This window comes from Mumia zhuanghuii, from assembly GCF_042681565.1.
Taxonomy (GTDB): domain Bacteria; phylum Actinomycetota; class Actinomycetes; order Propionibacteriales; family Nocardioidaceae; genus Mumia.
In genome coordinates this window covers 1,268,696-1,288,021 of the sequence record NZ_JBHUFT010000008.1, presented here as the reverse complement: position 1 = coordinate 1,288,021, position 19,326 = coordinate 1,268,696, and the positions used below count along the sequence as shown (strand labels likewise).

The 19,326-nt window shown below is 65.2% G+C and carries 11 protein-coding genes, 3 rRNA genes and 1 other RNA gene; 1 reads left to right on the top strand and 14 read right to left on the bottom strand.

The genetic code is table 11. From position 1 onward, the window contains the following. Window positions 1-50 precede the first annotated feature (50 nt). From ssrA to smpB, 3 genes are all read right to left on the bottom strand, one after another. Window positions 51-422, bottom strand: a transfer-messenger RNA (tmRNA) gene (gene ssrA / locus ACFSDF_RS14595). Between the two features lie 62 nt (window positions 423-484). Then, the gene (locus ACFSDF_RS14590; RefSeq protein WP_167004709.1) at window positions 485-1,360 is read right to left on the bottom strand and encodes an amidohydrolase family protein; all 876 of its coding nucleotides are present in this window, start codon (window positions 1,358-1,360) and stop codon (window positions 485-487) included. Then, the gene (smpB, locus tag ACFSDF_RS14585) at window positions 1,357-1,836 is read right to left on the bottom strand and encodes an SsrA-binding protein SmpB (protein WP_167004712.1); all 480 of its coding nucleotides are present in this window, start codon (window positions 1,834-1,836) and stop codon (window positions 1,357-1,359) included. Before smpB ends, ACFSDF_RS14590 begins: the two co-directional genes overlap by 4 nt. A 58-nt stretch (window positions 1,837-1,894) precedes the next feature. Here smpB and ACFSDF_RS14580 point away from each other — a divergent pair, with 58 nt between their 5' ends. Next, window positions 1,895-3,298 (top strand): MFS transporter, encoded by a 1,404-nt coding sequence (locus ACFSDF_RS14580; RefSeq protein WP_208322872.1) that lies wholly within the window; start codon window positions 1,895-1,897, stop codon window positions 3,296-3,298. A 6-nt stretch (window positions 3,299-3,304) separates the two neighbouring features. On the opposite strand, the gene ACFSDF_RS14575 is transcribed toward ACFSDF_RS14580, so the two are convergent. From ACFSDF_RS14575 to ACFSDF_RS14525, 11 genes are all read right to left on the bottom strand, one after another. After that, window positions 3,305-4,699 (bottom strand): M23 family metallopeptidase, encoded by a 1,395-nt coding sequence (locus ACFSDF_RS14575; RefSeq protein ID WP_167004715.1) that lies wholly within the window; start codon window positions 4,697-4,699, stop codon window positions 3,305-3,307. 90 nt (window positions 4,700-4,789) lie between these two features. Next, window positions 4,790-5,710 (bottom strand): permease-like cell division protein FtsX, encoded by a 921-nt coding sequence (gene ftsX / locus ACFSDF_RS14570; protein ID WP_167004718.1) that lies wholly within the window; start codon window positions 5,708-5,710, stop codon window positions 4,790-4,792. Window positions 5,711-5,719: 9 nt separating this feature from the next. After that, window positions 5,720-6,409, bottom strand: a complete 690-nt coding sequence (gene ftsE / locus ACFSDF_RS14565) for a cell division ATP-binding protein FtsE (RefSeq protein ID WP_167004721.1) — start codon at window positions 6,407-6,409, stop codon at window positions 5,720-5,722. Window positions 6,410-6,428: 19 nt separating this feature from the next. Next, the gene (gene prfB, locus ACFSDF_RS14560) at window positions 6,429-7,544 is read right to left on the bottom strand and encodes a peptide chain release factor 2 (RefSeq protein WP_167004724.1); all 1,116 of its coding nucleotides are present in this window, start codon (window positions 7,542-7,544) and stop codon (window positions 6,429-6,431) included. A 69-nt stretch (window positions 7,545-7,613) separates the two neighbouring features. Next, on the bottom strand, window positions 7,614-9,398 hold the full coding sequence (locus ACFSDF_RS14555) for a sulfatase family protein (protein ID WP_377157997.1): 1,785 nt from the start codon (window positions 9,396-9,398) through the stop codon (window positions 7,614-7,616). A 90-nt stretch (window positions 9,399-9,488) separates the two neighbouring features. Continuing rightward, window positions 9,489-10,091: a tetratricopeptide repeat protein gene (locus tag ACFSDF_RS14550; RefSeq protein ID WP_243843001.1), complete on the bottom strand. Its 603-nt coding sequence runs from the start codon at window positions 10,089-10,091 to the stop codon at window positions 9,489-9,491. A 526-nt stretch (window positions 10,092-10,617) separates the two neighbouring features. Further along, a 5S ribosomal RNA gene (gene rrf, locus ACFSDF_RS14545) occupies window positions 10,618-10,734 on the bottom strand. A 99-nt stretch (window positions 10,735-10,833) separates the two neighbouring features. Further along, window positions 10,834-13,939, bottom strand: a 23S ribosomal RNA gene (locus tag ACFSDF_RS14540). 385 nt (window positions 13,940-14,324) lie between these two features. Next, window positions 14,325-15,843 (bottom strand): 16S ribosomal RNA (locus ACFSDF_RS14535). The 16S, 23S and 5S rRNA genes sit together here, the layout of an rRNA operon. A gap of 527 nt (window positions 15,844-16,370) precedes the next feature. After that, window positions 16,371-17,630 (bottom strand): tyrosine--tRNA ligase, encoded by a 1,260-nt coding sequence (tyrS, locus tag ACFSDF_RS14530; protein WP_377157995.1) that lies wholly within the window; start codon window positions 17,628-17,630, stop codon window positions 16,371-16,373. A 166-nt stretch (window positions 17,631-17,796) separates the two neighbouring features. Beyond that, on the bottom strand, window positions 17,797-19,194 hold the full coding sequence (locus tag ACFSDF_RS14525; RefSeq protein WP_167009167.1) for an FAD-binding oxidoreductase: 1,398 nt from the start codon (window positions 19,192-19,194) through the stop codon (window positions 17,797-17,799). Window positions 19,195-19,326 lie beyond the last annotated feature (132 nt).

Genomic DNA, 19,326 nt, shown 5'->3' with positions numbered 1-19,326 from the left:
AGGCGCTCCCGGCCGTCAGCCGGGAGCGCCTCTGTGATGCGGGGACCTCATGGTGGAGCTGGCGGGAATCGAACCCGCGTCCTTCAGCGCAGAGGTAGGACTTCTCCGAGCGCAGTCTGCTATGTCGTTTTCTCAGCCCCGACGCTCGAACAGACACGTCGTCGACAGGCTCAGTCGCTGTGAATGTCCCCTGTCAGTCCCGCGACCGGACTAACAGAGCAAGCCTCCTAGCTGAGGCCGGTGACTGGGACGGAGGCGTTCCCAGGCCGACCCTTCACTTAGCTCGCCTCAGGCGGCGAGAGCGAAGTCAGTGCGCTTAGAATCGGCACTTATTGATTTCCAAGGAACGTTTACGAGATGACCTTGGATTCTCGGCTCGCTTCTCCTACGTCGTACGACCAAAGTCGAAACCGATCAGCCCCGCTGTGTAGTTGTCCCTGAAGGGTACCTGGTCCAACCGCCTCGAGACGAACGGTATTCCGGCTCACGCGTCGAACAGGGCCAAGCCGTTGCGCCACAGGACGTCACGCAGCCAGTCGTCACCCAGATCGAGCCGTACGAGGCCCTCGACCTGGTGCGCATACGCGTACGGGATGTTGGGGAAGTCCGAGCCCAGCAGCACCCGCGGCTGCAGGTCGCGCAGCCGCGCGAGAAGGTCGCGCGGGTACGGGGCGGTCTCTTCGGTGAAGTCCGTGAACACCATCGTGGTGTCGAGCCGCACCTGCGGATAGCGCTCGGCCATCGCGAGGAAGTCCTCGTACTCGGGGATGCCCATGTGCGCGACGATCATCGGCAGGTTCGGGAAGGCAGCCATCACCTTGCCGATCAGCTCGGGCCCCGTGTACGTCCCCGGCGCGGGTCCTGATCCGGCGTGCACGACGACCGGCGTCTGCGAGTCGCTCAGCGCACCCCACACGTCGTCGAGCAGCGGGTCGGTCGGGTCGAAGTCGCCGACCTGGACGTGGGTCTTGAACACGTCGACGCCTGCCTCGATCCGGGCCCGCACGTACGAGGCGGCCTCGGGCTCGGGATAGAACGTCGCCGACCGCAGGGCGTTGCCGTGGGCGGCGGCGAACTCGGCCGACCAGGTGTTGAGGTATTCGGCGATCCCCGGCTTGTGCGCGTACGGCAGCGCGGAGTAGCGCAGGACGCCGATCCGCCCGAGGTAGTCGGCGCGCTCCTCGACCGGCCAGCGATAACGGATCGGCCAGGGCCGTCCCGTCAGCGGACCGACTGCGTCGAAGTAGCCCCACACCTTGTCCATGACCCGCGGCGGGAGGAAGTGGACGTGGGTGTCGAACAGCCCGGGGATGCCCAGCTCTGCGGCGAATGCCGGGAGGTCGGCGTCCTCCAAGGTCATCCGGGCATGCCCTTCACCTTGCGCCCCACCTCAGCCTGGACCTCGCGGGTGGCTTGGCGCTCGGCGATCGCCTGGCGCTTGTCCCAGGCCTTCTTGCCCCGAGCGACAGCGATCTCGACCTTCGCGCGGCCCGACACGAAGTAGAGCGACAGCGGCACGAGCGTCACGCCCGGCGTCGACACGGCCTTCTCGATCTTCTCGATCTCGCGACGGTGCAGCAGCAGCTTGCGTTTGCGGCGCGCGGAGTGGTTGGTCCAAGTGCCCTGCGTGTATTCGGGGATGTGCACCCCGTGGAGCCACACCTCCCCGTTCTCGATGTCGGCCCAGCCGTCGGTGAGGTTGGCCCGCCCCTCGCGCAGGGACTTGACCTCGGTGCCGGACAGCACCATCCCCGCCTCGTACACGTCGTCGAGGTGGTAGTCGTGCCGCGCCTTGCGGTTCTGCGCGATCAGCTTGGTGCCGGTCTCCTTGGCCATTCCCCCATTGTCCCTGTCCTGTCCAGCACATTCACGGGCGGGCACGTACGGTCAGACCGTGGCGGACGCGCAGCGCGACACGCGGTGGAGCGCGCTGGTCGTGTGCCTGGTCGCCGGATTCATGACGTTGCTCGACGTCAGCATCGTCAATGTCGCCCTCCCCTCCATCCGCACCGGGCTCGACGCCACCGACTCGCAGATCCAGCTGATCGTCGCCGGCTACGCGCTCGCGTTCGGGATCGTGCTCGTCCCGGCGGGACGACTGGGCGACGCCATGAGCCGCCGTACGATCTTCTGCGTCGGGCTGGTTGTGTTCACCGCGTCGAGCGCCGTCGCCGGCGCCGCGTCCGACCCCGGCTGGCTGGCCGCCGCCCGGATCGTGCAGGGCCTGGGCGCCGGCCTCGTCAACCCGCAGGTGTCCGGGTTCATCCAGACGATGTTCCAGGGCGACGAACGCGGACGGGCATTCGGGCTGTTCGGCGCGATGGTCGGGATCTCGACGGCGGTCGGCCCCCTCCTCGGCGGTGTCCTGGTGTCGGTCGGCGGACCGGAGCACGGCTGGCGGTACGTCTTCTTCGTCAACGTACCGATCGGTGTCGTCGCACTGTTTCTCGCGCTGCGGTGGCTGCCGAAGGCGGAGAGCCGGCGGCGCGAGTCCCTGGACCCGGTCGGCGTGCTGCTGTTCGGCGTCGCGACGCTTCTCGTACTGCTCCCGATGGTGGAGGGCTCGCGCGGGGAGTCCCTGTCGACGCGCCCGTGGTGGCTGCTCGGTGTCTCGGCCGTTCTCATGGTCACCTTCGTCGCCTGGGAGCGCCGCTGGGCGCGGTCGGGGCGCGAGCCGCTCGTCGACCTCGCGCTGCTGCGCGTCCGGACGTACGTGCTGGGACTCAGCCTCGGCACGCTCTACTTCGCGGGGTTCACCTCGATCTTCCTGGTGCTCACCCTCTACCTCCAGAACGGGCTGGACTACAGCGCGTTCGAGGCCGGCCTGACCCAGATGCCGTTCGCCCTCGGGTCTGCGGCGGCCGCGGCGCTCGGCGGACGTCTTGTCGGCCGGTACGGGCGAGCACTCGTCGTGGTCGGCCTCGTCCTGGTCGTGGTCGGCCTGGTCGGGATCGACCTCGCCGTCCCTCACCTCCGCGACCACGTCGGGCTCACGCTGTCGCCTCTGCTGCTCCTCGCGGGCGTCGGTGGCGGTCTGGTCATCTCCCCCAACGTGACGATCACCCTCTCGGAGGTGGACGTCCGGCGCGCCGGTGTCGGCGGGGGGATGCTTCAGACCGCTCAGCGCGTCGGGAGCGCGATCGGCGTGTCGCTGGTCCTCGCCCAGTTCTTCAGCCGGCTCGCGGTCGACGGCGACTACGGGGAGTCCATGAGCCTCGCCCTGCGTACGACCGTCGCGTTCGTCGTGGGAGCCCTGCTGCTGGGCCTGGCCGACCTCGCGACCAGCAGGCGCCGCTGAGGGTGTCTAGAGCCAGTTCATCGGGTTCGTCGTGTCACCGTCGAGCATCACCATGAAGTGCAGGTGGCACCCCGTCGAATAGCCGGTGCTGCCGACGTACCCGATGATCTCGCCGCGGCTCACGCGCTGCCCCGCATAGGTGGAGTAGCGCGACAGATGGTTGTAGGTCGTGGCGACGCTGCGGCCGCGCTTCTGGCCGTGCGCGATGATCACGCGGTTGCCGTACCCGGCGTTGTAGTAGCGGTCCACGACGCGCCCTCCGGCCGCCGCTCGGACCGGGGTTCCGCAGCCGACCCCAAAGTCGGTGCCGTCGTGGAGCTTCCAAACGTGCAGCACGGGGTGGAACCGCATGCCGTACGAGGACGTGATCGGACCGTCGACGGGGTACGACAGCGCGCTGCCGCTGTCGCTGCCTCCTCCACCTCCGCCGTCCGACCCGCCGTTGCCGTCCGACCCACCGTTGCCGCCGGACCCGCCCGACCCGCCAGAGCCACTGGAGTTCTTGTTCTTGTTCGCCTCACGCCGCTTGCGATCACGCTCGCGCTGGGCCTCGAGCCGCTCCTGCGCGGCGATCGCCTTCAGCTTGCTCGAGATCTTGCCGCGCTCGGACTCGAGCGCTGCGAGCTCGGAAGCGTCGGACTGGCGTGCGGAGGCCGCGGTCGCTTGCGCGGACGCGTTGGTTGCGACCAGCTCACCGACCTTTGCTGTTTGCTCGCGCGCCGCCTGCTCGAGCCGCTTCTGCTCGGCGAGGTTGTCGGCAGCCTCCTTGCGCTTGACCGCCACCTCGTTGCGGAGCTTCTCGACCTTCTTGCGGTTGAGGTCCAAGATGACGCGAGTCGCGTCAAGCTTGTCGACCTTCGCAAGGCGTGCATCGGTCACAGCCCGGTCGAGACTGATCTGCTTGCCGTACGTGGCAGGGTCGACGCCGTCGACCAGCGCCGCGAACGCACGCATGCTCGGCGAGCCGCCCTGCAGCGACTCGACGGTCATCCGCTCGACCTCGCGGGCTGCCCTCTTCTGGCTGCGGCGGCCCTTCTTCGCCTCCGACTTCGCTGTCACCAGCGAAGCCTCCGCCTTGGTCAACGCGGCCTGCATGGCGATGTCGCGGGTCTGCGCGGTCGCGAGCCTGCTCTGCGTGGTCGCGAGTGCCGAGCGGGCGGCCGACAACGTGGCCTGCGCCGTCTGGAGCGCCTTCGTGGCAGCAGCGAGCCGGGCACTGGACTGGTCGAGCTCCGCCCGGGCTCCGGAGATCTCGGACTGGACCTCCTTGCGCCGGTGGTCCAGGTCGCCCTTCTCGTCGCCGGCGCTCGGGCTCGCGAGCGCGCCGGTCATGGCCACGACGACCGCAAGCGCGAGCGCCGTCCGCGTACGAGTACGCCGGGGAAGGACGGGTGAAGCCACAGGCCTACCTCTGGTCGGGAACGTTCCGTAGGCGACGCTAACCCTCAACTTGAACGAGAGGGTGCATTTCGTGCCGCCGGGCGTGCCGTCCTAGACCTTGAGGTAGCGCCTCGTCATCACCAGCGTCGGGACCAGCGCCAGCAGGAGCGCGAGGATGCTCGTGTAGCCCATCACCCCGATCGCCTCCTGCCACCTCACCCAGGTCGTCAGGCCCGCAAGCCGGTCGCGCAGGAACCCGTACACCACGAACTGCATGAACGCGGCGAGCCCGCCGCACGCGAGCGCGGCCGAGATCACGGCCGCGACCAGCGACTCGAGGATGAACGGCAGCTGGATGTGCCACGACGACGCGCCGACCAGGCGCATGATGCCGATCTCGCGACGTCGCGCGTACGCGGTCATCCGGATCGTGTTGGAGACCTGGAGGACGGCCGCGACGATGAGCAGCAGGGACGTGCCGAGCGCGGCCCAGCGCAGCTTCGACAAGACCTCGAACAGCGGCGCGAGCAGGTCGCGCATGCTGACGACGCCCGCAACCCCGTCGAGGCCGCTGACCTGGCTCACGACTCCCTCGAACTGGTTGGGGTCGCGCAGCGTCACCATGTAGGAGGTGCCGAACGACTCCGGCCCGAGCGCCTCGAGCTGCTTGCGCCCGTCAGCGTTCTGGCCGAGGTACTCCTGCGCCTGCTCGTAGTTGCGCTCCGGGCTCCAGCGCTCGAACGAGCGGACCTCGGGGTTGTCGTCGAGGGCGGTCTCGACGGTCTTCTCCTGCTCCGGGGTCGCCCGTCCGCCGACACAGGTGTCCGCGGAGGAGTTCTGGGTGCAGAGGTTGACCTGGATCTGGAGCCGGTCGCCGTAGTACTTCTCGGTCCGGTCGGCCTGCGTCTGCAGCAGCAGGCCGAGCGACGCGAGCACGAGCGAGACGCTCATCGTGACGACGAGCGACACCGTCATCGAAAAGTTGCGCCGAAGGCCCGTCGTGAGCTCGGAGAGGATGCTTCCCAGTGCCATCGGTCCTCGTCAGTCCTCGTAGCCGTACGCGCCGCGCGACTGGTCGCGCACCAGCACGCCACCGCTGAGCTCGATCACGCGTTTGCGCATCTGGTCGACGATCCCCGCGTCGTGGGTCGCCATGATCACGGTCGTGCCTGTGCGGTTGATCCGGTCGAGCAGCTTCATGATGCCGACCGACGTCACGGGATCCAGGTTGCCGGTGGGCTCGTCGGCGATGAGGATCATCGGCCGGTTCACGAACGCGCGCGCCACCGCGACGCGCTGCTGCTCACCGCCGGACAGCTCGTCCGGCATCCGCCCGCCCTTGCCCTCGAGACCGACCAGCTCGAGCGTCTCGGGGACGACACGGCGGATCTCCGTGCGCGGCTTGCCGATCACCTGCAGCGCGAACGCCACGTTCTCCGAGACGGTCTTGTTCGGCAGCAGACGAAAGTCCTGGAAGACGGTCCCGAGCTGGCGACGCAGCTTCGGCACCTTCCAGTTGGCGAGCCGGTTGATCTCCTTGCCCGCGACGTACACCCGACCCGTCGACGGGCGAGTCTCGCGCAGGACCATCCGGAGGAAGGTCGACTTGCCCGATCCGGACTGCCCGACGAGGAAGACGAACTCGCCCTTCTCGATCTCGAGACTGAGCTTGTCAAGCGCGGGTCTGGGCTGCCCCGGGTAGGTCTTGCTGACGTTCTCGAAGCGGATCACCGTGCGAGTGTACGCAGCGCTACTTGGCGGTGGCCTCAGCGCCACGCCGCCAACGGATACCTGCCTCGACGAACTCGTCGATCTCTCCGTCGAACACCGCCTGGGTGTTGCCTGTCTCCTGCTCCGTACGGAGGTCCTTGACCATCTGGTACGGGTTGAGGACGTACGAGCGCATCTGGTCGCCCCACGACGCCTGGACGTCGCCGCGCAGCTCGTCGATCTGGGCGCGCTCCTCTGCCTTCTTGAGGGCGAGAAGCTTCGCCTTCAGGATCACCATGGCGCTCGCCTTGTTCTGGAGCTGGCTCTTCTCGTTCTGACAGCTCACGACGGTGCCGGTCGGAATGTGCGTCAGGCGGACGGCGGAGTCGGTCGTGTTGACGCTCTGGCCACCCGGGCCCGAGGAGCGATAGACGTCGATCCGGATCTCGTCCTCGGGGATGTCGATCTGGTCGGTCTGCTCGAGGACCGGGACGACCTCGACGGCCGCGAACGAGGTCTGACGGCGACCCTGGTTGTCGAACGGGCTGATGCGCACGAGCCGGTGGGTGCCCGACTCCACGGACAGCGTGCCGTAGGCGTACGGCGCCTTCACCGCGAACGTCGTCGACTTGATGCCGGCCTCTTCCGCATACGAGGTGTCGTAGATCTCGACGACGTACTTGTGCTTCTCGGCCCAGCGGATGTACATGCGCTGCAGCATCTCGGCGAAGTCGGCTGCGTCGACACCGCCGGCACCGGAGCGGATGGTGATCAGCGCGTCGCGCGCGTCGTACTCGCCGGACAACAGCGTGCGGACCTCGAGGCCCTCGACGGCCTTCTGGACCCGTTCGAGCTCGGCATCGGCCTCGGCAAGGACGTCGGCGTCGTCCTCCTCGCGCGCCAGCTCCACGAGAACCGCGAGGTCGTCGAGGCGCTGGCGAAGACCGGTCGCTCGCTCCAACTCGGACTGCAGGGCCGAGAGCTTGCCGGTGACGACCTGGGCGTTGGCCTGGTCATCCCAGAGGTCGGGCGCAGCCACCTGCTCCTGCAGCTCCGCGACCTCCGCGCGGATCGCGTCGAGGTTGAGAACGGCCTCGATCGACGACATCGTCGAGTCGAGGGCCTTCAGTGCTGCGTCGTAGTCCCGTTGTGCCACACCGACGAGACTACCCGTCACCCCCTCGCGAGCCGCCCCAGGGCGCTGCGCGACAAAGCTGTTGAGGTCTCAGCGGGTCAGCGCGGCACACTCGGCGCGCTCGCAGTCCGCGAAGGCTTCGAGCTTGCGGAGGAGCGTCTGCACCGTCGGGTTATGGGGGTTGTAGACATTCGTGTGCTCGTACGCCCGCGGCCGCGACAGCCCTGTGTAGTACTCGTAGGTGTAGCCGGCAGGGTCGCCGCCCCGCGTGTCGTATCGGACGAGCATCGAGTCCGCGGACCGCACGGCCAGGTAGGAGGGTGTCTCGAGGCTGATCTTCTCGTTGTCGGGGTCGTTCACGTCGCGGACCGGGCGGGTGTGCTCCACGAATGCGTAGCGCGACCACGCGGCGCGTGGGTTGCGCAGGATCGGGAGCAACGACCGGCCGTCGCGGCGCTGGTCGGGGCGCAGGCCGGCGATCTGCTCGAAGGTCGACGAGAGGTCGATGTTCTGGACGACCTGGTAGCGCGGACCACGCACGACGCCTGGGCCGGCGATGATGAGCGGGACCCTGATGTCGGTGTCGTACGGCGTGGTCTTGCCGCGACCGAGCCGCTTGTGCCCGAGGTGGTAGCCGTTGTCGCTCGTGAAGACGAGGTAAGTGTCAGGCCCCACCGTCTTCATGACGGCACCGATCATGTCGTCGAGCGACTGCGCCATGCGGACGCGATCGCGGTGATAGCGGCGCATGCGGTTGACGTCGGCCTTGCGGAGCTTGGCGGTCTGGCCGAACAGCGGAGCCGGGCGACCATCGGCATAGCGTGGCCGCGACGCCGCACGACTGGCGTTGAACCCGGGGGTCTTCGCGACGTCGATTTTGTCGCACCGGACCGGGCCGCAATCACCAAAGCGTCGCTTCGGGTTCTTCTTGGCCTTCTTGTCCTTGAGCGGCCGGTCGCGAAGCGCCGCCGGGAAGACGGGCTCGCCCTTGCGCACGATCTTTGATGCGCGGCTGTGGACGGAGGTGGGCGCGAGCTCGACGAAGTACGGGCGGCCGTCGCGCTCTGCTGAACGGAGGTAGCTGACCGCACGCCGGCGCAGCACGTCTGTCGAGTATTCCGTGGGACGGGTGCCGAAGGAGCGGGTCTGGACCGTACGGGCGCCTTGGATGCCCGAACCGTTCGACGCGAGGCGGTAGCCCCACATCGCGTAGAGGTTGCCGGTCAGGCCCTGGAACGTGCTCCATCCGGCCGGCGCAGCGCTCCCAGAGGTCCCCTGATAGTGGTTGATGAACTTGCCGAAGAAGCCGGTGCGGTAGCCGCCCTGCTGGCCGGACATCGCGTACGCGAAGGTCTTCTTGTTGTTGTCGGCCTTCACCCACGCGGCGTGGCCACCGATCGGGTTCGCCGGATCGGGGCCCGTGGTGTTGATGAAGACTTTGGAGTTGTGGGGGTACATGCCGGTCAGGAACGACGCACGCGACGAGCAGCACAGCGAGTCGACCACGAAGCTGCGGCGGAAGTCGGCACCTCGCTTCTGCAGCTTCTTGAGGTTCGGCATGTACTTCACGAGGGAGCTGTCGAGGTCATCGGCCATGATCATCACGACGTTCGGACGGTAGCGAGCGGCGCCTGCAGGGGCGGCGGCAGCAACGGTCCCGTGAGCAGGAGCGACCGCGGCGGGAGCGACCGCGGCGGGAGCGGCCACGGCGGGAGCGGCCACGGCGGCGGCCGCGGCGCCGGAAGCGGTCGTGCCTGCAGCCGTGCTCGCTGAGACGGGAACCGGCTCCTCGGCCAGCTTCACCGCTACGGCGACGGAGGCGACAAGCGTGATCGCGACAGCAACGACGGCCGCACGGCTACCAGGGACGCGCACGCGAAAACCTCCAGGAGGGGTGACGGGAGGCACAAGTGTACGACGACCCCCACCCAAAGGAGCCGCCATCGCGGCTCCTCTGGGGAGAACTCAGGGGGTTTCGAGCGCGTTGATTCTTTCCTGGGCGTCGGTGGCGTGCTGCGGATCCGCCGCAAGCGTGCGGTGGAACCACTCGAGCGCGTCCTGTGTGCGGCCGGCCTCGACCAGCGCGTCCGCGTACGCGTAGCGCAACCGGGCGAGCCAGGTGGTCGGGCTGCCGTGGTGAAGGGGCTCCTGCTGGAGGACCGCGAGAGCCGCGTCGACCTGCCCGAGGTCGCGACGCGCGCCGGCGGCGACGATCGCGGCCTCCACGCGGAGGTCGGTGTCCTCGAGCTTGTCACGCGCGTCGGCGATCACCTTGAGCGCACGGTCGGGACGACCGAGGGCGCGCTCGGAGTCCGCGATCAACGGGATGTGGTCGAAGCTCCCCGTCATGCGCTTGGCAGCACGCAGCTCGGCGAGCGCGTCGGCCCAGCGGCCGGCCGCGTACGCAGTCTCCCCCGCAGCCTCACGGATCACTCCGATCCGGGGTGCGAGCTCGCGCGCAGTGCGGGCGTGCTTGTAGGCGAGATCAGGATCTTCGTCGATGAGGATCCCCGCAGCGACCAGGTGCGACGCGACGGCGTCGGCCTTGCCAGGAGTCAGCGACGTCAACAGACGACGGACACCCTTGTCGAGCTGGTCGGGGTGGACGCCCTCAGGGATCGGGGGGCCCTCGATACGGCGGGGAGCCTCGCGGTCGCCATCGCGGCGCGGACGATCAGGACGATCACCCTCGCGGCGAGGACCACGGGGGGCACCGTCACGAGGACCGCGCTGCTGCCCATCACGGGAGCCACGCGGGCCACCGTCACGGGAGCCTCCGCTGCGATCTGGTCGACCGCCGCCCGATCCCCCGGGGCGTCCCTGTCCACCCGGCCGTCCCTGGCCACGTCCGTTGCCTCCGCTGCCGCCACGGCCTCCGCCGCTCCCGCCACTCGGGCGGCCTCCACCGCTACGGCCCTGGCCTCCGCGGCCGCCTCCACCACGCTCGCTCATCAAATCAATCCTCCTGCGCTGCCTGCGCTCAGTCTTGCGTACATGCCCTCGTTCGCAAGGCTGTGCACACGTAAAAATGGGTCGTGGGTCGTTTCAACCACCCCGCTGAGGGGGTGGGAAACGACCCACGACCTGAAATATTGTCCGGCGGCGTCCTACTCTCCCACACAGTCTCCCGTGCAGTACCATCGGCGCTGAAGGGCTTAACTTCCGGGTTCGGAATGTTGCCGGGTGTTTCCCCTTCGCCATGGCCGCCGTAACCCTACAGGATTACACAACCAACAACTCTGTTCTGTTGTTGTAATGGGTTGTGATCCCAGAACCTCACAGTGGACGCATAATGTCTTTGTAAATGTGTGTAGACAAGCCCTCGGCCTATTAGTACCGGTCAGCTGCACGCATTGCTACGCTTACACTTCCGGCCTATCAACCCAGTGGTCTACTGGGGGCCTTAACCCACGAAGGGTGGGAAACCTCATCTTGAAACGTGCTTCCCGCTTAGATGCTTTCAGCGGTTATCACTCCCGAACGTAGCTAATCAGCAGTGCTCTTGGCAGAACAACTGACACACCAGAGGTTCGTCCATCCCGGTCCTCTCGTACTAGGGACAGCCTTTCTCAAGTTTCCTACGCGCGCGGCGGATAGGGACCGAACTGTCTCACGACGTTCTAAACCCAGCTCGCGTGCCGCTTTAATGGGCGAACAGCCCAACCCTTGGGACCTGCTCCAGCCCCAGGATGCGACGAGCCGACATCGAGGTGCCAAACCATCCCGTCGATATGGACTCTTGGGGAAGATCAGCCTGTTATCCCCGGGGTACCTTTTATCCGTTGAGCGACGCCGCTTCCACATGCCAGCGCCGGGTCACTAGTCCCGACTTTCGTCCCTGCTCCACCCGTCGGTGTCACAGTCAAGCTCCCTTGTGCACTTACACTCAACACCTGATTGCCAACCAGGCTGAGGGAACCTTTGGGCGCCTCCGTTACATTTTAGGAGGCAACCGCCCCAGTTAAACTACCCACCAGGCACTGTCCCTGATCCGGATCACGGACCTAAGTTAGATATCTAGTACGACCAGAGTGGTATTTCAACATTGACTCCACAACCACTGGCGTGGCCGCTTCACAGTCTCCCACCTATCCTACACAAGTCGAACCAAACACCAATACCAAGCTGTAGTGAAGGTCCCGGGGTCTTTCCGTCCTGCCGCGCGTAACGAGCATCTTTACTCGTAGTGCAATTTCGCCGAGCTCGTGGTTGAGACAGCGCCCAAGTCGTTACTCCATTCGTGCAGGTCGGAACTTACCCGACAAGGAATTTCGCTACCTTAGGATGGTTATAGTTACCACCGCCGTTTACTGGGGCTTAAGTTCAGTGCTTCGCCTTACGGCTAACACGTCCCCTTAACCTTCCAGCACCGGGCAGGAGTCAGTCCGTATACATCGAATTACTTCTTCGCACGGACCTGTGTTTTTAGTAAACAGTCGCTTGGGCCTGGTCTCTGCGGCCCTCATCGCTTCCCACCGCAAGGGTGTTCACGAATCAGGCCCCCCTTCTCCCGAAGTTACGGGGGCATTTTGCCGAGTTCCTTAACCACGATTCACTCGATCGCCTTGGTATTCTCTACCTGACCACCTGTGTCGGTTTGGGGTACGGGCGGCTCTGGTACTCGCTAGAGGCTTTTCTCGACAGCATAGGATCACTCACTTCGCCAAAACGGCTCGGCATCAGATCTCAGGCACATGACAGACGGATTTACCTATCTGTCGCCCTACGTCCTTACACGCGGACAACCATCGCCGCGATGAGCTACCTTCCTGCGTCACCCCATCACTTGCCTACTACCAGTTCGGGTCACACGCTCACCAAGACACGCCACCCCGAAGGGTGATCACGCTCAGCTCGGGTGCTTAGCATCACTGATTCAGCATGGGCGCACCAACGCCGGTACGGGAATATCAACCCGTTGTCCATCGACTACGCCTGTCGGCCTCGCCTTAGGTCCCGACTTACCCAGGGCAGATTAGCTTGACCCTGGAACCCTTGGTCATTCGGCGGAAGAGTTTCTCACTCCTCATTCGCTACTCATGCCTGCATTCTCACTCGTGTGGCATCCACGGCTGGGTCACCCCGCCGCTTCACACGCCACACGACGCTCCCCTACCCATCCACACACCTGGACCCACAAGGGGCCGAGTACACGTATGAATGCCATAGCTTCGGCGGATTGCTTGAGCCCCGCTAAATTGTCGGCGCAGAATCACTTGACCAGTGAGCTATTACGCACTCTTTCAAGGATGGCTGCTTCTAAGCCAACCTCCTGGTTGTCTGTGCGACTCCACATCCTTTTCCACTTAGCAATCGCTTAGGGGCCTTAGCTGATGGTCTGGGCTGTTTCCCTCTCGACTACGGAGCTTATCCCCCGCAGTCTCACTGCCGCTCTCTCACTTGCCGGCATTCGGAGTTTGGCTGATTTCGGTAAGCTTGTAGGCCCCCTAGATCATCCAGTGCTCTACCTCCGGCAAGAAACAAACGACGCTGCACCTAAATGCATTTCGGGGAGAACCAGCTATCACGGAGTTTGATTGGCCTTTCACCCCTATCCACAGGTCATCCCCTCAGTTTTTAACCTAAGTGGGTTCGGTCCTCCACGCGGTCTTACCCGCGCTTCAACCTGCCCATGGATAGATCACTCCGCTTCGGGTCTAGAGCACGCGACTCAACGCCCTATTCGGACTCGCTTTCGCTACGGCTACCCCCCAACGGGTTAACCTCGCCACGTACCACTAACTCGCAGGCTCATTCTTCAAAAGGCACGCCGTCACAACCCACAAGGGATCGCTCCGACGGATTGTAGGCACATGGTTTCAGGTACTATTTCACTCCCCTCCCGGGGTACTTTTCACCTTTCCCTCACGGTACTTGTCCGCTATCGGTCATCGAGGAGTATTTAGGCTTAACGGGTGGTCCCGCCAAATTCACGCGCAATTCCAGGAGTCACGCGTTACTCGGGATAACACAAAAGAAGACTCAGACTTACGCCTACAGGGGTCTCACCCTCTACGCCGGACCATTCCAGGCCCTTCGACTTCACCTGAGTTTTATCACTTCTCGCCAGCTCGGCAGAACCAGCAATGCGCTCCCACGACCCCGCACGGACAACAACTGCCGTCTCTCACATCCGCACGGTTTAGCCTCATCCGCTTTCGCTCGCCACTACTCACGGAATCACTGTTGTTTTCTCTTCCTGTGGGTACTGAGATGTTTCACTTCCCCACGTTCCCTCCGAACGCCCTATGTGTTCAGGCGCCGGTGACCAGACATAACTCTGGCCGGGTTTCCCCATTCGGACACCCCCGGATCACAGCTCGGTTGTCAGCTCCCCAGGGCTTATCGCAGACTCCTACGTCCTTCATCGGCTCTCGATGCCAAGGCATCCACCATGTGCCCTTAGTAGCTTGCAAATTACACACACTACAAAGACACTCGCGTCCACTGTGAAGTTCTCAAACCACAACCCGCAACCACCCGAACCACAACCCACAGGTCATGACCGGCCTGGCCGGAACCAAGACAACAGCACCCCCGACCCCCCAACCGGGAGACCGAAGGCGCCTGATGCCTCAGGACCCAACAGCGTGCCCAACCACCAGACCAGACCCACACAACCCTCCACACCGAACCCCCCGAAAGAGGCACAGCAGTACTAGCTGCACAAGCCCAACCCAACGATTGAATAATCGACGTTCCACTATCTGAGCACCCGGCCACCACGACATTCGCGTGATCAAGCCAGGAACACACCACCACCACAAACCAGTTGCGACAGTGATGAGCAATGCTCCTTAGAAAGGAGGTGATCCAGCCGCACCTTCCGGTACGGCTACCTTGTTACGACTTCGTCCCAATCGCCAGCCCCACCTTCGACAGCTCCCTCCCACAAGGGGTTAGGCCACCGGCTTCGGGTGTTGCCGACTTTCATGACGTGACGGGCGGTGTGTACAAGGCCCGGGAACGTATTCACCGCAGCGTTGCTGATCTGCGATTACTAGCGACTCCGACTTCATGGGGTCGAGTTGCAGACCCCAATCCGAACTGAGACCGGCTTTTTGGGATTCGCTCCACTTTGCAGTTTCGCAGCCCTTTGTACCGGCCATTGTAGCATGCTTGAAGCCCTGGACATAAGGGGCATGATGACTTGACGTCATCCCCACCTTCCTCCGAGTTGACCCCGGCAGTCTCCTATGAGTCCCCACCATTACGTGCTGGCAACATAGGACAAGGGTTGCGCTCGTTGCGGGACTTAACCCAACATCTCACGACACGAGCTGACGACAGCCATGCACCACCTGTACACCAGTGTCCAAAGAGACCCACATCTCTGCAGGCTTCTGGTGTATGTCAAACCCAGGTAAGGTTCTTCGCGTTGCATCGAATTAATCAGCATGCTCCGCCGCTTGTGCGGGCCCCCGTCAATTCCTTTGAGTTTTAGCCTTGCGGCCGTACTCCCCAGGCGGGGCGCTTAATGCGTTAGCTGCGGCACGGAACCCGTGGAATGGATCCCACACCTAGCGCCCAACGTTTACGGCATGGACTACCAGGGTATCTAATCCTGTTCGCTCCCCATGCTTTCGCTCCTCAGCGTCAGAACAGGCCCAGAGAACCGCCTTCGCCACCGGTGTTCCTCCTGATATCTGCGCATTCCACCGCTACACCAGGAATTCCGTTCTCCCCTGCCTGCCTCTAGTCTGCCCGTATCGGAAGCACGAATGGGGTTAAGCCCCAAGTTTTCACTCCCGACGTGACAAACCGCCTACGAGCCCTTTACGCCCAATAATTCCGGACAACGCTCGGACCCTACGTATTACCGCGGCTGCTGGCACGTAGTTGGCCGGTCCTTCTTCTGTAGGTACCGTCACTCTCGCTTCGTCCCTACTGAAAGAGGTTTACAACCCGAAGGCCGTCATCCCTCACGCGGCGTTGCTGGATCAGGCTTTCGCCCATTGTCCAATATTCCCCACTGCTGCCTCCCGTAGGAGTCTGGGCCGTGTCTCAGTCCCAGTGTGGCCGGTCACCCTCTCAGGCCGGCTACCCGTCGTCGCCTTGGTAGGCCATCACCCCACCAACAAGCTGATAGGCCGCGAGCTCATCCTCCACCGAAAAACTTTCCACCACCCACCATGCGGAAGGAGGTCATATCCGGTATTAGCCACCGTTTCCAGCGGTTATCCCAGAGTGAAGGGCAGATTACTCACGTGTTACTCACCCGTTCGCCGCTCGTGTACCCCGAAGGGCCTTACCGCTCGACTTGCATGTGTTAAGCACGCCGCCAGCGTTCGTCCTGAGCCAGGATCAAACTCTCCGTCGAAAACCCAACCAAAGGCTAGGCAACAACTTCCGTTATGACCCGGACTAACTATTTGCTGACAAATAATTGTCACGGAATCAACCCCAAACACTCACCCCTCCAAAGAGAAGCAAAAGTCCGAGGCCTTACTACTGATTATCTCGTCGACTTTTGGCACACTGTTGAGTTCTCAAACATCAGACACACAAAACCCTCAACCCCCACGGGCATCAGATCAAGGCGCGACCCCCAAACCTACCAGAACTTCGCGCAGCGGCCAAGATGGCCACCGTTCGGTGGTCTCAGAGAGAGGGGGTGTCGATCCGGGGTCCGCAGGCCCGGCCTCTCGGCCTTGCCCGCCGCCGTCCCCGGCAACAAGAAGAACATTACGCGGAGGAAAACCGTTGGTCAAACCGGGGGGCTGTGTCGTGGCTCACAACGACTGTCTTTGCAGGTCAGAGCCCCTTTTCTCCTCGAAAGTCCAGGGCCCGGCGTCGCGGCGCGACACCGAGCCCTGCGGACCTCTCGGACAAGTTCGGACAGACCGGTCAGGCCCTCTCGACCTCGGCGCCCGCGATCGACTTCTTGCCCTTGCGGAGGACCACCAGACCACCCTGCAGCTCGGCGTCGTCGAGGGTCTGCTCGGGATCCTCGACCCGGGCGTTGTTGACGTACGCGCCGCCCTCCTTGACGGCACGGCGCGCGGCCGACTTGCTGTCGACGAGGCCGGCGTCGACGAACGCGTCCACGACGGTCGTGCCGGGCGGGACGGACACCAGCCCCGCCTCGACCAGAGCAGCGCGCAAGGTCGTCACAGGGAGATCGACCAGCTCGGCACGTCCGAACAGCGCCGCCGAAGCCTGCTCAGCGGCGCGTACCTCGTCCTGCCCGTGCACCATCGCCGTCACCTCGGCTGCCAGGCGGCGCTGCGCGATCCGCAGCCCCGGCTTCTCGGCCGACTCCACGGCGATCGCGGCGATCTCGTCGAGGTCGAGGAAGGTGAACTGCTTGAGGTACTCGATGACCTTCGAGTCCTCCGCCTGGATCCAGGTCTGGTAAAACGCGTACGGCGAGAGCATCTCAGGGTCGAGCCAGAGCGCTCCCCCGGTCGACTTGCCGAACTTCGTCCCGTCGGCCTTGGTGATCAGCGGGGTCGACAGGGCGTGGACCTTCGCTCCCTCCGCACGCCGTACCAGCTCGACGCCCGCGGTGATGTTGCCCCACTGGTCGCTGCCGCCGGTCTGCAGCGAGGTGCCGTACCGGCGGTAGAGCGCGAGGTAGTCCATCGACTGCAGCAGCACGTAGCTGAACTCGGTGTAGCTGATCCCTGACTCCAGCCGGCTCGCCACCACCTGCCTGTCGAGCATCCGGTTGACGGGGAAGTGCTTGCCGATGTCACGCAGGAAGTCGATGACGTTGACGTCCTTCGTCCAGTCGAGGTTGTTGACCACGAGGGCCGCGTTGTCGCCCTCGAACGAGACGTACTGCTCGACCTGCGCCCGGATCCGTTCGACCCAGTCGGCGACGGTCTCTCGGCTGTTCATGGTCCGCTCCCCCACGTCCCGCGGGTCACCGATCAGACCTGTGGAGCCGCCGACGAGGATCAGCGGGCGGTGTCCGGCCAGCTGGAGCCTGCGCGCGGTGAGCAGCTGCAGCAGGTTGCCCATGTGCAGGCTCGGTGCCGTCGGGTCGAACCCCACGTAGAAGGTGAGCGGCCCCGCCGACAGATCGGCGCGCAGGGCGTCACGGTCCGTCGAGTGCGCGATGAGTCCGCGCGCCTCGAGGTCGTCCAGGACGTGGGTGGTCACGGTGTGTCTCCTCTGTCGGGATCGCGGCCAGGCAAGGGCCGATCCCTGCAAGTCTGCCGCACCGCGCACGTCACCTGACGAGCAAGAGCGCCCCGGCCGGCAGTCCTGCCGGCCGGGACGCCGATCGATCGTGCTCCTCCCGTCCCCCGATCGGGAGGGAGCACGATCAGGACAGACCCGTCGCCGCGCGGAACACGCCGGTCGGGTCCTCACGTGCGACGAGCTCACGCAGGCGTTCGAGCTCGCCGTACGAGGCGGAGCGGTCCAAGGAGTCCCACGGGGCGAGCAGTGTCGACCCGACGGCCCCCTCGGTCCACGGCAGCAGTGCCTCGGACACCGTCTCGAAGCCCTTGACGATCATCGGCTCCATCGACGGGTCCGGTACGAGCGCGAGCGACGTCACCAGGAACTCCGACCGCACCGCGGTGACGAACCCCGGGCGGTGGCCCGGGCGTACGGCTCCCACGTGCCGGACCTGGATCTGCATGACGCCGGGAGTCCCCGAGACCGCCAGCAGGGCTTCGACGGTCTGCGGCGTGAGATCGCCGAGCGGCCGTGCGCAGTGCAGGGCCGGCATCGGGTCGACGGGCTCTTCGCAGATGTCCCCGACCTCGGAGGCCGTACGGACACGCACGGTGTCGTAGACGACCGGCCCCGCAGCGCGTACGGGCGCCAGTGCGGACTTGAGGAGCTCGAGACCGTCCGTCGTGGCTCCCTCGATCACGACGAACGACTGCCCCCGCACCTCCTCCGGGATGAACGACACGTCCGGCAGGTGGACGATCGACGCCCAGAGCGACACCGAAGGCGGCGCCGACGCCGTGGCGTCCACGTAGGCGTCGAGCACCGCGCGGGCCGCGACGAACGGGAACATCAGCCGCCCGCCCGCGATCTCCGGTGCCGGGTGCAGATCGATCTCGACGGCCGTCACGTACGCGAGGTTTCCGCCGCCCCCGCGCAGCCCCCACATCAGCTCGGGATCGGAGGTGTCGTCGACCCAGCGCACCTCGCCCTGGGCATCGACGACCTCCGCGGCACGCAGCGAGTCCGAGCCCATGCCGAACGCGCGGGTGAACCACGAGTAGCCGCCCTGGAGCGTGTAGCCGACGACCGAGACGTCTGGGTTGGAGCCGATCATGCCGGTCAGGCCGGTGCCGTCGAGCTTGGCCTGGAGCGCTCCCCAGCGCACCCCGGCACCGACGCGAGCGATCCGGGCGACCGGGTCGATCGCGAGGTCGGTCAGGCCGCTGCTGCGGACGACGATGCTCCCGGCGAGCCGGGAGGTCGCTCCGTGACCGCCGGCCTGCGGCGCGACAGCGAGGCCGTTCGCCCGGCCGAAGCGGACCGCGGCCGCGACGTCTCTCGGGCTGTGCGCGAAGACCACGGCAGCGGGTGCCTGATCGATCGCGAGGTTCCACGGTCGGCTGATCTCGTCCCACCCGGGGTCGCCGGGGGTGACGAGACGCCCGCCGAGCTGCACCCGCAGCACATCGAAGTCGACGTCGTCGTCGACTTCGGTGGGGTGACCCGGTCGGATCCCGATCGTGTCGGTGGTTGTACTCATCGATGCTTCCTTGCTCCGTGGCCGCTGGTTCGCGACGGCCTTCTGCTGTGACCGTCACACCGTCACGAAAGCCGCTTGCAGAGTCCTTGGAGTTCGCTTGGGGTACGGAAAACCCCCGTCCTGGCACGGTCG

Bases quoted from the DNA above. Each gene is read 5' to 3' on its own strand.
- ACFSDF_RS14590 (WP_167004709.1), bottom strand. From the start codon at position 1,360: ATGACCTTGGAGGACGCCGACCTCCCGGCATTCGCCGCAGAGCTGGGC.
- ftsX (WP_167004718.1), bottom strand. From the start codon at position 5,710: ATGGCACTGGGAAGCATCCTCTCCGAGCTCACGACGGGCCTTCGGCGC.
- smpB (WP_167004712.1), bottom strand. From the start codon at position 1,836: ATGGCCAAGGAGACCGGCACCAAGCTGATCGCGCAGAACCGCAAGGCG.
- ACFSDF_RS14525 (WP_167009167.1), bottom strand. From the start codon at position 19,194: ATGAGTACAACCACCGACACGATCGGGATCCGACCGGGTCACCCCACC.